A 15,592-nucleotide genomic window follows, 5' to 3' on the forward strand; every position below is an offset into this window, starting at 1 on the left:
GTGGCAGTGACGTCGAGCAGCGGTCCGCGCCCGGCCTGGGCGCTGGCGCTGAGTGGCGTCGGCAAGCAGTTCGGCGCCACCCACGCGCTGCGCGACGTCAGCTTCGAGGTCCGGCCCGGCGAGGTGCACGCGCTGCTGGGCCACAACGGCTGCGGCAAGTCCACGCTGGTGAAGATCATCAGCGGGTTCCAGTCGGCGGACACCGGCTCGATCAGCGTGGCGGCGGCCGAGGGCGGCGCCCCGCGGATCGGCATCGTCCACCAGGACCTGGGCCTGTGCCGGCCGGCGACGGTGGTCGAGAACTGCGGGATGGGCACGTACGCCCGCCGGTTCGGGCTCATCGACTGGAAGCGCGAGCGCCGCGCGGTGGCGGCGATCCTGGCCTCGCTGGGCGCCGACTTCGGGCTGGACGACGTCGTCGAGGACCTCTCGCCGGCCGACCAGGCGATCACCGCCATCGCGCGGGCGCTCAAGGCCAGCGGCGGTCTCGAGGGCCTGGACCTGCTGGTCCTGGACGAGGCCACCGCGGCGCTGCGCGGACCCGACGCGGAGAAGGTGCTCGCGTCGGCCCGGGCGGTCGCGGCGCACGGCGGCGGCGTGCTCCTGGTGACCCACCACATGTCTGAGGTGCTGACCGTCGCCGACCGGGCGACGGTGCTGGCCAGCGGGCAGGTGGTCGACACCGTCGACGTCGCCGCGGTCACCGAGGACGACCTGCTGGCGCTGATCAGCGGCGGCCGGGTGCCCCCGCCGGTGAGCGGGGGCTCCGGCCCGGCGCGGGAGGCGACCGACCAGGTGCTGGAGGTGCGCGGCCTGACCGGCGCCGGCGTGCACCAGCTCAGCTTCGGCGTGCGCCCGGGGGAGATCGTCGGGCTCACCGGCGCCGCGGGTGCCGGCCACGACGACGTGCCGTACCTGGTCTGCGGCGTCACCCGGCGGGTGGCGGGGGAGGTCGTCGTCGACGCCGCGCCCTACACCGGGCGCAGCGTCCGTGACGCCCAGCGCAGCCGCCTGGGGGTGCTGCCGGCCGACCGGCTGCGGCGCGGCGTGGTGCCCCGCGGGAGCGTGCGGGAGAACCTGTCGCCGGCCAGCCGGCCGGCGCACCGGACCGGCGGGCTGCTGCGGGTCCGCCGGGAGAAGACCTGGGCCCAGACGATCTGCCGCGACTACGCCGTCGTGCCCGCCGACCCCGAGCTGCCGATGTCGGCGCTGAGCGGGGGCAACCAGCAGAAGGTCCTGTTCGCGCGGGTCCTCGAGCACGACCCGCGCATCGTCGTCCTGCACGAGCCGACCCAGGGCGTGGACGAGGGCACCCGCCGCGCGCTCATGCGCCGCGTGCGCGACCTCGTGGACCGGGGGCTGGGCGTCCTGTACGTGTCGTCGGACGCCGAGGAGGTGGCCGAGTGCGCCGACCGGGTGCTGGTCATGCGGCGCGGCGCGCTGGTCGGCGAGCTCCCGGCCGGGACGGCCCACATCGACGAGATCTACGCGGCCTGCTACGCCATGGGCGAGTCGGCGGCGCACCGGACAACGACGGAGGGATCCACCCGATGACGATCGAGGACACCAGCACGCGGCCGGCGGTCAGCCGCCGCCTGTACACCGAGGAGGAGGTCCTCGCCGAGGAGCTGGCCACGATCTTCGCGAAGACGTGGCTGCTCGTGGGCTTCGAGTCCGAGGTCCCGCAGCCCGGGGACTACGTGACCCGGCGGATGGGCGCCGACCCGGTGATCCTGACCCGCAGCGAGTCCGGGGAGGTCCACGTGCTGCACAACTCGTGCACGCACCGCGGCACCCAGGTCTGCAAGGCGGCGTTCGGCAACTCGGCCAACTTCCGGTGCGGCTACCACGGCTGGACGTTCGGCAACGACGGCCGGCTGCGCGGCGTGCCCGGCCGCCGGTCGGTCTACGGCCCCGACCTCGACCTCGGCTCGCTCGGGCTGCGCCAGGCCCGCGTCGGGGTGCTGCACGGCCTGGTCTTCGCCACCTTCGACCAGGACGGGCCCTCCCTCGAGGAGCACCTGGGCGACTTCCGCTGGTACCTGGACCGGGTGTTCGGCTTCTTCCCCGGCGGCATGGAGGTCTACGGCGGCGCGCACCGGGTGGTGATCCGGGGCAACTGGAAGATCCACGCCGAGAACTTCATCGGCGACGGCTACCACCTGCGGATCGCGCACCGGACGATGTTCGAGCTGGGCGTGATGGGCAAGCAGGCCGGCAAGACCCGCGGCTTCTGCATCTCCTCGCCCAACGGCCACGGCGTCCGCGCGCAGTACGTCGACGACGAGGAGGCGGCCGGCATCGTCTTCGGCTACCCCGACGCCCTCCTCGCCGGCACCGGCGACCAGGACCTGCCCGACGCCTCGGCCTTCCGCGCCGCCAGCTCGGTCATCCACGGCACCGTCTTCCCCAACATGCCGTTCATCACGACCGCGCCGGTGCAGTTCGGCGACGACGCCGTGGGCCAGACGGCCTTCACCCAGGTGCGCAGCGTCATGCCGGTCGACCCGCACTCGCACGAGGTGACCTACTGGAGCCTGGTGCCCAAGGACGCGCCCGAGGAGTGGAAGAAGCAGTCCTACCTCTACTCGATCCGCCAGCACGGGGCGTCGTCCTACTTCGAGGCCGACGACCTGGAGAACTTCCGCCGGATCGACGCCGGGCTGGGCGGCCCGGCCGCCGCCGACGTCCCGCTCAACTACGACCTCGGGGTCGGGGTGCCGCCCTCGGCCGACCAGCCGCCGTTCACCGGGCCGTGCACCGTGGTGAACCAGGACCTCAGCGAGGTCAACCAGCGCAACTTCTACCGCCGGTACGCGGCGGTGCTGAACGGAGGAGACGCGCAGTGACCACCGTCGACCCCGACCTGCGCACCCGGTTGACGGACTTCCTCGTCGAGGAGTCCGCGGCGCTCGACGAGCGCCGGTACGACGACTGGCTCGGGCTGCTGACCGACGACTTCGTCTACGAGATGCCGGTGCCGCTGTCCCGGGAGGACCCGGCGCTGTCGCAGTACGCCGAGGGGCTCTACCTCGCGCACGAGTCCAAGAGCTTCCTCGCGATGCGGTTCAGCCGGGTCGGGTCGGACTACGCGTGGGCCGAGCGGCCGGCGGCGTTCATCCGGCACTTCGTCAGCAACCTGCGGATCGTCGACCGGGCGGTCGACGGCTCCGGCTGGACCGTGGCCACCAACGTCATGGTCGTCCGGTCCCGGCTGCCCGAGCCGCCCGCGCTGTCCAGCGCCGGCCGGCGCGACGTCGTCGTCGAGACGGCGGACGGGCTGCGCCTGCGGCACCGCACCGTGTACCTGGACGCCGAACTGCCCAACGACAGCCAGACCAGCGTCATCTACTGAGGAGATCCGACACCGCATGAGCGCAGGGCTGGACAGCACCGAGATCCGCAACGAGTTCGCCGCCGTGCGGCTGACCGTCCGACCGCACGGCCGCGGCACCCGGCTGGAGGTGAGCTGCTCCGACCTGGGCACCACGGCCCTGCTCGACGCCACCGTCCTCGAGGCGCTCACCCGCTTCAGCCCCGAGGAGCTGGCCGACCTCGTGGGGGTGGCCATGCAGGCCTCCGACACGACGGTGGACGGCGAGCTGCCGCCGGTCCCGGGACAGGCGTGAGCGACCCGGTGGTCGCCGGCGGGGCCGCCCCGTCGGCGACCGCCGGGTCGCTGCCCGGCAACCGGGGCGTCGACCACGTGGGCCTCACCGTGCCCGACATCGAGGAGGCCAGCCGGTTCTTCACCGGGCTGCTCGGCTTCGTCGAGTTCTACTCGCACGGGCCCTACGAGGACGACGGGTCGGACTTCCAGACCGTCTACTTCGACCGGCACCCGCGCGCCCGCTGCGTGGAGATCCGGATGCTGCGCACCCGCAACCTCAACCTGGAGCTGCTCCAGTTCGAGTCCCCGGACCAGGTGCACCGCGTGCCCAGGACCAGCGACGTCGGCAGCGCGCACATCGCCCTGTACGTCGACGACATGGACCGCGCGGTCGCCTTCCTCCGGGAGAGCGACGCGCGGGTGCTCGGCGGCCCGCTGCCCCTGCCCGGGCCCGAGGCGGCGGAGCGCGCGCAGTTCTGCTTCTTCCTGACGCCCTGGGGCCAGCCGCTGGAGCTGATCAGCTACCCCCACGGCAAGGCCTACGAGCGGGAGACCCCCGAGCGGCTGTACTCCCCGGCCGACCCCCGGACCCTCTGGGCATGAGCCGCGGCCTCACCGTCGTCACCGGCGCCAGCGCCGGCCTCGGTGCGGCCATCGCCCGCCGGCTGGCCGCGACGGGCCGGCCGCTGTTGCTCCTGGCCCGCCGGGAGGCGGAGATGGCCGCGCTGGGGCTGGAGGGCGCGCTGGTGGCGGCGGTCGACGTCCGGGACGAGGAGGCGGTGGCGGCGGCCCTGGCGGAGGCCACGGAGCGGTTCGGACCGGTGGAGACGCTGGTCAACAACGCCGGCGTCATGCCCCTGGGCGACGTGGCGGCGCAGCCGGCGGGGGAGTGGCGCACGACGTTCGACGTGAACGTCCTCGCGGTGGCGGGCCTGACCCGGCTGGTGCTGCCGGCGATGCTGGCGCGGGGCAGCGGCACCGTCGTGGTGGTCTCCTCGCTCGGTGCCCGCCAGGTGTTCGCGCGGCACGCGGCCTACTGCGCGGCGAAGGCGGCCGTGCACGCGCTGTGCGACGCGCTACGGCTGGAGGCGGCGCCGCGGGGGGTCCGGGTCGTCGAGATCGCCCCCGGCATGGTGGCGACCAGCCTGGCCGACTCGATCCCGGCCGCCGAGCTCCGGGAGGAGTACCTGGCCGGGCGGGAGCACCTGCTCGACCCCGAGGACGTCGCCGAGGTGGTGGCGTTCGCCTGCGACCTGCCCCCGCACGTCACGGTGCGGGAGCTGCAGGTCGCGCACACCCGCCAGCCCTGAGCGGACGGGCCGCGCCCGGTCCCGGTGCGGGACCGGGCGCACCCGGCCGGTCAGACCGGCGAGGAGTGCCAGAGCCCCTGGTCGGGGTCGTTGAACTGGGCGGGGATGAAGACCTCGTCGATCGGGTTGGCGGTGCCCCACTGGTCGGAGTTCTCGTCGTTGATCTCGAACACCCGGGGCTCCCACGTCTCCTGGTCCTCGATCTTCTCCAGCTCGGTCGTGTACTCCATGACGTTGCCGAGCGGGTCGAAGAAGTAGGAGAAGGTGTTGTCGCCCGGGCCGTGCCGGCCGGGGCCCCACAGCAGCCGGTGCCCGCCGCGCACGAGCCGGCCGGTGCCGCGCATGTACTCGTCGAGACCGCGCATCTCGAAGCTGACGTGGTTGAGCGCGACGTGCGGACCCTTGGCGATGGCCATGAGGTGGTGCTCCTCGCCGCTGCGCAGGAAGCACATCTGGTCGGCCAGCCAGTCGCTGAGCCGCAGGCCCAGGTGCGTCTCGTAGAACGCCTGGGTGGCCGGCACGTCGGTGGAGTTGAAGACGACGTGGCTGAGCTTGCGCGGGATCGACTCCTTGGGCTCCAGCTCGCGGGCCGGCCGCTCGGCCACGTCGCTGGAGATCTCGATCAGCCGGCCGTCCGGGTCGAAGAAGCGGAACCCGTACCCGCCGCCCGGGGTGTCGAGCTTGCCGGGCTCCCGGTCGATCCGGGTGCCGCTGGTCGCCAGCCGCTCGGCGAGGGCGTCGACGTCGGAGGCCTCCCCGACACCGAAGGCCACGACGTCGAGCCGCTTGGCGGTGTCCTGGCGCACGCGCAGCAGGTAGTTCTCCGGCGATGCCGGGCTGCCGAAGAAGGCGATCCCGCCGTCCTCGGCGACCTGGGTGAGGCCCCACGCGGTCCGGTAGAACTCGGCGGCCCGGGCGAAGTCCGGCGCGGCGATGCCGACGTGCCGCAGGTGCGTGATCGGGCTGGTCGGTGCGGTGGTCACGGCTCTCCTTCGGGAACGCGAGTGCGGACGACGGTAGGTCGGGACCGGGCCGCTGACCAGGAACGGCCGGTGATGGGGTCCATCGACGCGGTCGATGGGTCACAGCTCCCGGGCGAGCTCCCGCAGTTGACCCCGCAGCCAGTGGGACCCGGGGTCCTCGGCGCGCCGGGGGTGCCAGTACATCGTCTCGGCGATGGTCGGCAGCGGGATCGGGGGCTCGACCAGCCGGATCCCGGCGGCGTCCCCCAGCTCCCGGCCGAGCCGCTCGAGGACGACGGTGACCAGGTCGGTGCCGGTGAGGAAGAACGGGGCCAGCAGCGAGGTCTGGGTGCTCAGCTCGGCCCGGTAGGGGACGCCCAGCGGCTCGAGCTCGCGCTGGCCGAGCGCCGGGAGCGCGCCCCCGCCGCTGGCCAGGTGCGGGTGCCGGGCGAACTGCTCCACCGACAACCGGTCCCCGACGTCGGGGTTGGCGCGGTCCACCGCGCACACGTAGCGGTCGGTGAACAGCTCCTCGAACTGGAGGTCCGCGCCCTCGGGCACGAGGTCCTGCGGGACGACGGCGAGGTCCACCTGGCCGCGCCGCAGCTCGGCCAGGAACTCCGTGGTCACCGGGCGCACCGACAGCCGGACGTGCGGCGCGGCCCCGGCGAGCCGCCGCACCAGCGGGCGCAGCAGGACCAGGCCGACGTAGTCGCTGGCGACCACCGTGAACGTGCGGGACGCCGTCGCCGGGTCGAAGGTGCCGCGCACGGACAGGACGGCCTGTACCTGGTCCAGGACGTCGCGCACCGGCCGGCGCAGCGCCTCGGCCAGCGGGGTCGGCTGCAGCTCGTTGCCCACCTTGACCAGCAGGGGGTCGTCGAACAGCTTGCGCAGCCGGCCGAGGGTGGCGCTCATGGCCGGCTGGCCGACCGACAGCGCCTCGGCGGCCGCGGTGACGCTGCGCTCGGCGAGCAGCGCGTCGAGGGCGACGAGCAGGTTCAGGTCGACGCTGCGCAGCTGCACCCGGGGACCTCCCGCCGGCTCCGGCGTCCCTTGACATCGCGAGACGCGCGCACGAACATCACATCCACATTGCGATCATCGTATCCACCCAGTGCAGGGTTGGCCATGGTCTCGCGGCCGCGGAAGGGGCGCTCGTGCAGCAGTCGGAGCTCGACGGGCGGGCCGTCGTCCTCACCGGTGGGGCCTCGGGGATCGGCCTGGCGCTCTCCCGGGCGCTGCGGCGGCTCGGCTGCTCCGTCGTCGACCTCGACCGCACCGACGGCACCGGCGAGGGCGCGGAGGACGACGGTCCGGGGCGGCTGCTGCGGGTCCGCGGCGACGTCACCGACCCCGAGGCCAACGAGTCCGCGGTGGCGCTGGCGCTGCGCGAGTTCGGCCGGCTGGACGCCTTCATCGGCAACGCCGGCGTCCACGACGGCGGCGCCGCGGTCACCGACCTGACGCCCACCCAGGTCCGCGACCTCGGCCGGCGGGTGCTCGACGTCAACGTCGTCGGCTACATGGTGGGCGCGTGCGCCGCCGCGGAGGCGGTCGCGCAGGCCGGCGGCACGATGGTCTTCACCCTGTCCGACGCGTCGTACGTGGTGTCCGGCAACGGCGCGGGCCTGGCCTACGCGGCGTCCAAGCACGCGGCTCTCGGGGTGGTGCGGTCCCTGGCCGCCCAGCTCGCCCCGCGCGTGCGGGTCAACGCGGTGGCGCCCGGCGGCGTGCCGACCGGCCTGAGCAGCCTCACGCCGGAGAGCGGCGAGCAGAAGGTCTACGGCGACGTCGACGCCGTCGTCCGGCAGATCCGGTCGCTCAACCCCCTCGGCACCGTGCTCAGCCCCGAGGACCTCGTGGGCCACTACCTGTACCTGCTCACCGGCCAGAGCCGGGGGCTGACCGGCGCCGTCCTGCGGCCGGACGGCGGGCTGTCCGTTGCCTGACACCGTCCAGGTCGCGCCGCACCCCGGCCATGCCGTGCCGGAGGTCGTCCCCGGCGAGCTCCCCGGCCTGCTCCTCCCGTCCGGCTCCGTGTCGGAGTCCCTCGCGGCGTTCCGCGCGTCCTCCCCGGCCGTGCCGGCGCCGGATGCCGCCGCCCTCGTCGAGGTGCTGCGGTCGGCGGACCTGCGCGGCCGCGGCGGCGCGGGGTTCCCGGCGTGGCGCAAGGTCGCGGCGGTCGCCGAGCGCCGGTCCGGGGGACCGGTGGCCGTCGTCGCCAACGGCGAGGAGGGCGAGCCGGCCAGCTGCAAGGACCGGTACCTGCTGCGGCACCGGCCGCACGCCGTGCTCGAGGGCCTGGACGTCGTCCGGCGGGCGCTCGACGCCGAGGTGGCCGTCGTCTACGTCTCCGACCCCGGGTCCCGCCGCCGGGTGGAGGAGGCGCTGGCCGAGCGCGGCCTCGGCGACGTCGAGGTGTTCCTGGCGCCGCGGGGCTACGTCAGCGGCGAGGAGACCGCGGTCGTCCGCGCGCTCGACGGCGGGCCCGCCCTGCCCACCCAGAAGCCGCCCCGCCCGTTCGAGGCGGGCGTCGGGGGGCGGCCCACGGCGGTGATGAACGTCGAGACGCTGGCCCGCGCCGGCCGGCTCTGGACGGCGGCCGCCCTCGGCCGCGACCCCGGACCCGACCAGCTCCTGCTCACCCTGCTCGGCCCCGAGCGCGCGGTTCTGACCGAGGTGCCGGTGGGCACCCGGCTGCGGGACGCCGTCGACCGGACGCTGGGCCTGGCGGTCCCCGCGGGCGCCCCCGTCCTCGCCGGCGGGTTCTTCTCCGGCTTCCTGCCCGAGGGGGCCCTCGACGCGCCGCTGGACTTCGACGGCTTCCGCCGGCTGGGGTCCGGCGTCGGGTGCGGGTCGTTCCTCGTGCTGCCCGGCGCGTGCCCGGTGGACGTCGCCACCGACGTCATGGCGTTCTTCGACCGGGAGAACGCCCACCAGTGCGGCTCCTGCTTCAAGGGCACCGCGGCCATGCACCAGGCCCTGCTCCGCATCGGGACGGGCCGGGCCGAGTCCGAGGACGTCGCCCGGCTCGAGCGCTGGTCGCACACGCTCCCCGGCCGCGGCTCCTGCGCGACCCTCGACGGCGCGGCCTGCCTGGTGCGGACCCTGCTCACCCAGTTCGCCGACGACGTCGCGCGGCACGCGGTCGCCCCCTGCGAGCCCTGCGCCGCGGCCGCCCGGCGCGCCGACCCGGACACCCGCTTCCGGGTGCCCACCCCCTGACCCGACCGCCGAGAGGACCCGCGCCGTGAAGATCCAGGTCGACTCCACCAAGTGCGACGCCTACGGGCTGTGCGCCGAGACCGCGCCCGACCTCTTCGAGCTCGACGACTTCGGCTACGCCACCGCCCGCGGCGACGGGCTGGTCGGCGAGGAGCACCGGGCGGCGGTGCAGGAGGCGATCACCGCCTGCCCGGTGGCCGCCATCCGGGTCCTCGAGGCCTGACCCCCGACATCCCGCACCCCACGACATCCACCGACGACGAGAGAGAGCGAGCCGCCATGGCCAAGTTCGCGGCAGGTGAGGCACGGGCCTGGGCCCTGGAGAACCTGCGGGGTGTCACCGGTTGCGTGATGCCCTCCTTCACCCAGGACCTGTCCGGCCTCGACGAGGAGGCCATCGCCCACGACATCCAGCGGGAGCGTGAGCTGGGCTTCAGCGGCTTCCTCATCGTCGCCGAGTGCGGCACCACGCCCGAGGAGCTGCGGCGCTTCATCGACGTCTCGGTCGCCGAGGCCGGGGGCATGGTGACCGTGATCCAGGCCGCCGCGGGCACCCTCGAAGAGAACGTCGAGATCGTCCGGTACGCGGCGCGGGCCGGCGTCGACCTGGTCCTGCCCTCCTACCCGCTGGGCTTCTACCCGCAGAGCGGCGCGGAGGTCGTCGAGTACACCCGGACCCTGGCGCAGGCCAGCGACATGGGCCTGGTCGTGTTCGCGATGGGGCTGTGGAACTTCGAGCGGCTGCACCCGACGGGCTTCGCCGTCCCCTGGCTCGAGGAGCTGGTGGAGACCGCCCCCAACGTCGTCGGCATCAAGAACGAGGTCGGCGAGCCGGGCGTCGCGGGGATCGCCGAGGTGTTCCGCCGGTTCGCCGGCCGCGTCGTCGTGGCCGATCCGCTGGAGATGAACTCCCCGGCCTGGACCAGCACCTACGGGATGCCGTGGATGGGCACGTCCAACTACGAGTACTTCGGCGCCGAGGTCCCGCGGTACTTCGCGCTGCTGCAGGACCCGGCCCGCTACGACGAGGCCATGGACCTCTACTGGCGGCTGCACCCGGCCCGCAAGGCGACCGGCGCCCTCATGAAGGAGGCCAACGCCGGCACCGTGTTCGTGCACCGGATGCTGTGGAAGTACCAGGGCTGGCTGCAGGGCTTCAACGGCGGCGTGGTGCGCCCGCCGCACATGCGGCTCACCGACCGGCAGATGCAGACGCTGCGCAGCGCCGCCGTGGCCAGCGGGCTGGCGGTCACCGACGAGCCGGACACCGAGTTCTTCCGCGGGCGGCACGTCAAGTGATCGAGACCGACGACACGCGGGTCCGGGTCGTCACCGCCGCCGAGGTGCAGCGGTTCGGGCGGCCGGAGCTCGCGCTCGAGGCGGCGCGCACCGCCGCCCGGGTCCGCCGGGACCCGGAGGCGGACATCCGCCGGATGAACCTCCGGCTGCCCGGCGGCTGGATGCGCGTGCTCGGCGCCGCCCTGCCCGAGATCGGGGTGTTCGGCTACAAGGAGTTCCACTACTCGCCCGGCGGCCGGCTGCGCTACGCGATCCACCTGTTCGCCACCGACGACGGCCGGCCGCTCGGCATCGTCGACGCCGCGCTGATCACCACGCTGCGGACCGCGGCGGCGGCGACGGCGGCGGCCGCGGCGTCCACCACCGACGCCCGGGGCCCGCTCACCGTCGGCGTGATCGGGTCGGGTGCCGAGGCGGAGGCCGGCCTCCGGGCCCTGTGCTCGGCGCTGCCGGTCGGGGCGGCCCGGGTCAGCAGCCGCAGCGAGGCCAACCGCCGCGGGTTCGCCGAGCGCCTGTCGGCCGAGCTCGGCGTCCCGGTCGCGCCGGTGGCGACCGCGGCGGAGTCCGCGTCCGGCGCCGACATCGCCTACCTCGCCACCGCCTCCGGCGGCCGGGTGGTCGCCGGGCCGGCCGACCTCGCCGACGTGCCCCTGGTGCTCTCGATCGGCAGCACGATGCCCGACCAGCGGGAGCTCGACGGCGACGTGCTGGCCAAGGCCGACTGCCTGGTGATCGACACCCCCGACGTCCTCGAGGAGTCGGGGGACGCGATCGAGGCGCTCGACCGCGGCCTGGACCCCTCCCGGGTGCGGCTGCTCGGCGACTACCTGGCCGGCCCGCGCGACCCGGGCGGCACGACCGTCTACAAGTCCATCGGCTCGCCCGAGCAGGACCTCGTGCTCGCCCGCGACCTCGTGGCCCTGCTCGAGGCCGAGGAGCACCCGGGCCGGGTGGTCGACAGCCTCACCGACGTCAAGCGCAACCTCTGACCCCGGGAGTCCCGATGCGAACCGGCCTGTACGTCGACGGCTCCTGGCGCGAGCCGGCGGTCCCGTCCGACCCGATCCCGGTGGTGGACCCCGCCACCCTCGAGGTCGTCGGCTCGGTGGCCGACGCCGGCATCGCCGATGTGGACGCCGCCATCGACGCCGCCGAGCGCGCTCAGCAGCCGTGGGCCGACCTCCCGCCGCGGGCACGCAGCGAGGTCCTGCGGCGCGCCTGGGAGCTGATGACCGCCGAGGCGGATGAACTCGCCCGGCTGATCGTGCGGGAGAACGGCAAGGCGCTGCGCGACGCCCGCAGCGAGGTCACCTACGCGGCGGAGTTCTTCCGCTGGTTCGCCGAGGAGGCCGTCCGCGTCCCGGGCGACATGCGCCGCTCGCCGAACGGGCAGAACTGGATCATGGTCACCGAGGAGCCGGTGGGCGTGGCCCTGCTGGTGACCCCGTGGAACTACCCGGCGGCGATGGCGACCCGCAAGATCGCCCCCGCGCTCGCGGCGGGCTGCACCGCCGTCCTCAAGCCGGCCGCCGAGACGCCGCTCACCGCCCTCGCTCTGGTCGACCTGCTGGAGCGCGCCGGCCTGCCCCGCGGCGTGCTCAACGTGGTGTGCACCCGCCGGTCCGGCCCGCTGGTCCACCACGCGCTGCACGACCCGCGGGTCCGTGCCCTGTCGTTCACCGGGTCCACCGAGGTCGGCCGCGTCCTGCTGGCGGCCGCGGCCGACAACGTCGTCCGGACGTCGATGGAGCTGGGTGGCAACGCCCCGTTCGTCGTCCTCGAGGACGCCGACCTGGACGACGCCGTCGAGGGCCTGATGGTGGCCAAGCTGCGCAACGGCGGATCGGCGTGCACCGCCGCCAACCGTGTCTACGTCGCCGACCCGATCGCCGACGACTTCGTGTCCGCGGTGTCGGCGCGGATGGCCGACGTCCGGATCGGCAACGGCCTGGACGAGGAGGTCGAGCTGGGTCCGCTGGTGAACGCCGCGACGCGGGACAAGGTGGCCGGCCTGGTCGAGGAGGCCGTGGCCGCCGGTGCCTCGGTCACCGCCGGCGGGGACGACGGCGGCCTGCCCGGCTACCACTACCGCGCGACCGTGCTGGCCGACGTCAAGCCCGACGCGGCGATCCTGCGCACCGAGGTCTTCGGGCCGGTGGCCCCCCTCGTCCGGTTCTCCTCCGTCGAGGAGGCGGTCGCGCTGGCCAACGACAGCGAGCACGGCCTGATCGCCTACCTGTACACGCGCGACCTCGACCGGGGCCTGTCGGTGTCGCGCCGGCTGCGGGCGGGGATGGTGGGGCTCAACCGCGGCGTGGTGTCCGATCCGGCCGCTCCGTTCGGCGGGGTCAAGCAGTCCGGGATCGGCCGCGAGGGCGCCAGCGAGGGCATCCGCGAGTTCCTGGACACCAAGTACACCGCGATCCCCTACCGCTGACCCCGTGGAGACCGTCGGTAGACCGTCGGTTGTCGCGAGAACCGTCGGTGGTGGGCCGTCGGTTGTCGCGAGAACCGTCGGTGGTGGGCCGTCGGTCCCCCGCGGGGACCGACGGCGGATCGGGGCAGGCGTGGGACTGGGCCCGCTCCCGCCGCAGGGCCGGGGTGCGCTGGCGGGTCACCCCGAACAGCGCCGCGATGCGGTTGATGCTCACCTGCTCCGACTGCAGCGCGTGGGCCTGCTCGCGGCGCCAGGCGCCGCCGGCCGTGGCGAGGGCGGCCATGACCGTGCTGATCTGTTCCACCACCAGCGGGCGGGACTCCTCCGTCACGATGGCCAGCCACGGCTCACCGGTCCGGCGCGCGGCCAGGAGCGTCCGGGCGCGGCTGCGGGCGGAGTCCAGCTCGTCGATGCAGGTGTCGAGGACGGCGAGCAGGTCGCTGAGCGCCTGGACGGCCGGGTCCGGGACGTCAGCGGGGGACGGATCCCGCTCGGCGAGCTCGGTCGTCACTGGTGCCTCCGCGGTGGATGGACCCCACTGGGTAGTGGGCAATCGTGTTGGTCACTATCCGGCGCGTGAGGGGTTGCGCGCAAGGGGCCGTGTCCTCTGGTGGAGGGCGGCGACAAGGGGCGTTGTCACCATCGACCCAGTGTGGTTGTGTCGTGCACCACGAAACAGTGCGTGATCGGAGTACGTCGTCCCGGTCACCACAGATCCCACGGAGGCGGGGCCCCGGATGTCCCTTCGCAGCGAGTCCTACGACTTCGCCCCCACGCTCCGCAGCCTGCCGGTCGCGCGCCGCCTGGTGCGCGAGCTGCTGCGCTCGTGGGGGGCGCCGCACGACGTCGAGGACGCCGCATCCCTCGTCGCCGAGCTCGTCGCGAACGTCGTCCACCACGTCGGAGGCGAGGCCCCCTTCACGCTGGAGCTCGCCCTCGCCGGCCCGCGACTGCGGATCGCGGTCGTCGACGGCAGCGCGGAGCGGCCGGTCGTGCGCGAGCTGCGGTCCACGGGCGCGCGCGGACGCGGCCTGCGGCTGGTCGACTCGATCGCCGAGCGGTGGGGCGTCGAGGACCACCCGGGCGGGAAGCGGGTCTGGTTCGACCTCGCGGGCGTGGTCCGGGAGTTTGCCGACAGCGGCTCCCGGGGACGGGCGGAGCGACCCTGACGACGACCGAGGAGCGCGAGATGAGCGAGCCGACCGGCCACACGGAGAACGCGGGCGAGGGCCTGTCCGACGAGGAGATGGTGCGCACCGTCGCCGAGCAGACCGACAGCGCCTCCGAGAACGCCGACGTCGCCGGCAAGGACTGGGACGGCGACCCGGGCGCGGCGCCGGATCCGAACGCCTGATCCGCGGACGGGGGGCGAGGGTGTTCTCGCCGGCCGGCGCGCGGGTGCGCCGGACCTCTCCGTCGGTCGGACTCGGGCCGGCGCGCGCGGTGGCCCGCTGGGCGGTGCGGCACGGGGTGCCCGCCGTCCTGCTCCGCCGTGCCGCTGCGCGCGGCGACCCGCTGGCCCGGCTGCTCCGGGACCCCGGGCTGCGCGAGGAGCCGCACGCCGTGCACGAGCAGCTGCGCGCCCGCGGACCGCTGGTCCCGAGTGCCCTCGGCCCGGTCACCACCTCGCACGCTGCCGCCTCCGAGCTCCTGCGGTCGGAGCGCTTCGGGGTCGGCTTCGACTGGTCGACCGCGCCGCGACCGCTGCGCCGGCTGCTGGAGTTCGGCGACGACCCGGCAGCGACCGGGGTGGCCGAGCCGCCGTCCATGCTCGTCGTCGACCCGCCCGACCACACCCGCTACCGGCGGCTGGTCAGCCGGTCGTTCACACCGCGGGCGATGGCCGCGGCCGAGCCGGTGGTGCAGCGCACCGCGGAGGCGCTCCTCGACGACCTGGCCCGCCGCGCCCGCGGCGGTGAGGTCGTGGACCTCGTCGCGGCCTACGCCGAGCCCCTGCCGGTGCGGGTCATCGCCGACCTGCTCGGGGTCCCCTGGGACCGCCAGGAGGACTTCCTGCGCTGGGGCGCGGCCGCGGCGGCCACGCTGGACCCCGGCCTGCCGTTCCGCCGGTCCCTGGCGGCCGACCGCGCCCTGCGGGCGCTGCACGGGTTCCTCCGCGAGCACTTCGCCCGGCTGCGCCGCGAGCCGGGGGAGGACCTGGTCAGCCGGCTCGTGACGGGGACCGGCGAGGACGCCCTGACCGACCGCGAGCTGCACGCGACGGTGATGCTGCTGCTCGGCGCCGGCTTCGAGACGACGGTGAACCTCCTGGGCAACGCGGTCGTCCTGCTCGACCGCCACCCCGACCAGTGGCGCGCGCTCGCGGCCGACCCCGCCGGCTGGCCGCTCGCCGTCGAGGAGGTGCTGCGGCACGACAGCCCGGTCCAGATCACCGGCCGCACCGTGCGGACCGACACCGTGCTGGCCGGGCAGCCGCTCGCGGCCGGCTCGCGGGTCACCCTGCTGCTGGGGGCGGCCAACCGGGACCCCGGCGTCTTCTCGGACCCGGCCCGCTTCGACGTGACCCGGGGCAACGCGCGCGACCACCTCGCGTTCTCCGCCGGCATCCACTACTGCGTCGGGGCCGGCCTGGCCCGGCTGGAGGGCGTGGTGGGGCTGCGGGCGCTGACCGAGCGCTTCCCCGACCTCCGGGTGGCCGGCCGGCCGGTCCGCCGCGACCTGCATACGCTGCGGGGGTTCGCGCGCGTCCCGGTGACGCTGCGCTGATCCCCGGACGGTTGTCCGC

17 protein-coding genes are annotated in these 15,592 nt (G+C 74.7%); 15 read left to right on the forward strand and 2 right to left on the reverse strand.

Translation table 11 applies throughout. The features are described from left to right. Genes PGN05_RS17355 through PGN05_RS17380 form a run of 6 tightly spaced genes read left to right on the forward strand, consistent with a single transcriptional unit; the run spans position 1 to position 4,920 of the window. On the forward strand, positions 1 to 1,554 hold the full coding sequence (locus PGN05_RS17355; protein WP_419753810.1) for a sugar ABC transporter ATP-binding protein: 1,554 nt from the start codon (positions 1 to 3) through the stop codon (positions 1,552 to 1,554). Beyond that, complete coding sequence (locus PGN05_RS17360) at positions 1,551 to 2,849, forward strand: aromatic ring-hydroxylating oxygenase subunit alpha (RefSeq protein ID WP_419753811.1); 1,299 nt, start codon at positions 1,551 to 1,553, stop codon at positions 2,847 to 2,849. Before PGN05_RS17355 ends, PGN05_RS17360 begins: the two co-directional genes overlap by 4 nt. Next, entirely contained in the window at positions 2,846 to 3,355 is a 510-nt protein-coding gene (locus PGN05_RS17365; protein WP_419753812.1) for an aromatic-ring-hydroxylating dioxygenase subunit beta, read from the forward strand. Before PGN05_RS17360 ends, PGN05_RS17365 begins: the two co-directional genes overlap by 4 nt. Before the next feature lie 16 nt (positions 3,356 to 3,371). After that, positions 3,372 to 3,629 (forward strand): hypothetical protein, encoded by a 258-nt coding sequence (locus PGN05_RS17370; protein WP_419753813.1) that lies wholly within the window; start codon positions 3,372 to 3,374, stop codon positions 3,627 to 3,629. Continuing rightward, positions 3,626 to 4,213 (forward strand): VOC family protein, encoded by a 588-nt coding sequence (locus PGN05_RS17375; protein ID WP_419753814.1) that lies wholly within the window; start codon positions 3,626 to 3,628, stop codon positions 4,211 to 4,213. Before PGN05_RS17370 ends, PGN05_RS17375 begins: the two co-directional genes overlap by 4 nt. Then, complete coding sequence (locus PGN05_RS17380; protein ID WP_419753815.1) at positions 4,210 to 4,920, forward strand: SDR family oxidoreductase; 711 nt, start codon at positions 4,210 to 4,212, stop codon at positions 4,918 to 4,920. The genes PGN05_RS17375 and PGN05_RS17380 overlap by 4 nt, the downstream gene beginning before the upstream one ends. 50 nt (positions 4,921 to 4,970) lie before the next feature. On the opposite strand, the gene PGN05_RS17385 is transcribed toward PGN05_RS17380, so the two are convergent. Together PGN05_RS17385 and PGN05_RS17390 are read right to left on the reverse strand one after the other, a co-directional pair. Next, positions 4,971 to 5,903 (reverse strand): VOC family protein, encoded by a 933-nt coding sequence (locus tag PGN05_RS17385; RefSeq protein WP_419753816.1) that lies wholly within the window; start codon positions 5,901 to 5,903, stop codon positions 4,971 to 4,973. 99 nt (positions 5,904 to 6,002) lie between these two features. Then, complete coding sequence (locus tag PGN05_RS17390) at positions 6,003 to 6,908, reverse strand: LysR family transcriptional regulator (protein ID WP_419753817.1); 906 nt, start codon at positions 6,906 to 6,908, stop codon at positions 6,003 to 6,005. Between the two features lie 134 nt (positions 6,909 to 7,042). Between PGN05_RS17390 and PGN05_RS17395 the strand changes: the two genes are divergently transcribed. The 9 genes from PGN05_RS17395 (at position 7,043) to PGN05_RS17435 (ending at position 15,573) form a co-directional block, all read left to right on the forward strand. Further along, the gene (locus PGN05_RS17395; RefSeq protein WP_419753818.1) at positions 7,043 to 7,834 is read left to right on the forward strand and encodes an SDR family oxidoreductase; all 792 of its coding nucleotides are present in this window, start codon (positions 7,043 to 7,045) and stop codon (positions 7,832 to 7,834) included. Between the two features lie 88 nt (positions 7,835 to 7,922). Beyond that, entirely contained in the window at positions 7,923 to 9,110 is a 1,188-nt protein-coding gene (locus PGN05_RS17400) for an NADH-ubiquinone oxidoreductase-F iron-sulfur binding region domain-containing protein (RefSeq protein ID WP_419753819.1), read from the forward strand. Positions 9,111 to 9,135: 25 nt separating this feature from the next. After that, the gene (locus tag PGN05_RS17405; protein WP_419753820.1) at positions 9,136 to 9,333 is read left to right on the forward strand and encodes a ferredoxin; all 198 of its coding nucleotides are present in this window, start codon (positions 9,136 to 9,138) and stop codon (positions 9,331 to 9,333) included. Between the two features lie 56 nt (positions 9,334 to 9,389). Continuing rightward, on the forward strand, positions 9,390 to 10,409 hold the full coding sequence (locus PGN05_RS17410; protein ID WP_419753821.1) for a dihydrodipicolinate synthase family protein: 1,020 nt from the start codon (positions 9,390 to 9,392) through the stop codon (positions 10,407 to 10,409). Further along, positions 10,406 to 11,398: an ornithine cyclodeaminase gene (locus PGN05_RS17415; RefSeq protein WP_419753822.1), complete on the forward strand. Its 993-nt coding sequence runs from the start codon at positions 10,406 to 10,408 to the stop codon at positions 11,396 to 11,398. The genes PGN05_RS17410 and PGN05_RS17415 overlap by 4 nt, the downstream gene beginning before the upstream one ends. A 14-nt stretch (positions 11,399 to 11,412) precedes the next feature. Next, positions 11,413 to 12,846 (forward strand): NAD-dependent succinate-semialdehyde dehydrogenase, encoded by a 1,434-nt coding sequence (locus PGN05_RS17420; RefSeq protein ID WP_419753823.1) that lies wholly within the window; start codon positions 11,413 to 11,415, stop codon positions 12,844 to 12,846. Between the two features lie 737 nt (positions 12,847 to 13,583). Continuing rightward, positions 13,584 to 14,015 (forward strand): ATP-binding protein, encoded by a 432-nt coding sequence (locus tag PGN05_RS17425; protein WP_419753824.1) that lies wholly within the window; start codon positions 13,584 to 13,586, stop codon positions 14,013 to 14,015. Between the two features lie 20 nt (positions 14,016 to 14,035). Continuing rightward, the gene (locus PGN05_RS17430; protein WP_419753825.1) at positions 14,036 to 14,200 is read left to right on the forward strand and encodes a hypothetical protein; all 165 of its coding nucleotides are present in this window, start codon (positions 14,036 to 14,038) and stop codon (positions 14,198 to 14,200) included. Positions 14,201 to 14,316: 116 nt separating this feature from the next. Beyond that, a complete protein-coding gene (locus PGN05_RS17435; protein WP_419753826.1) occupies positions 14,317 to 15,573 on the forward strand; it encodes a cytochrome P450 in 1,257 nt (418 codons plus the stop codon). Positions 15,574 to 15,592: the final 19 nt, after the last annotated feature.

The organism is Geodermatophilus sp. CPCC 206100, from assembly GCF_048569675.1.
GTDB lineage: Bacteria > Actinomycetota > Actinomycetes > Mycobacteriales > Geodermatophilaceae > Geodermatophilus.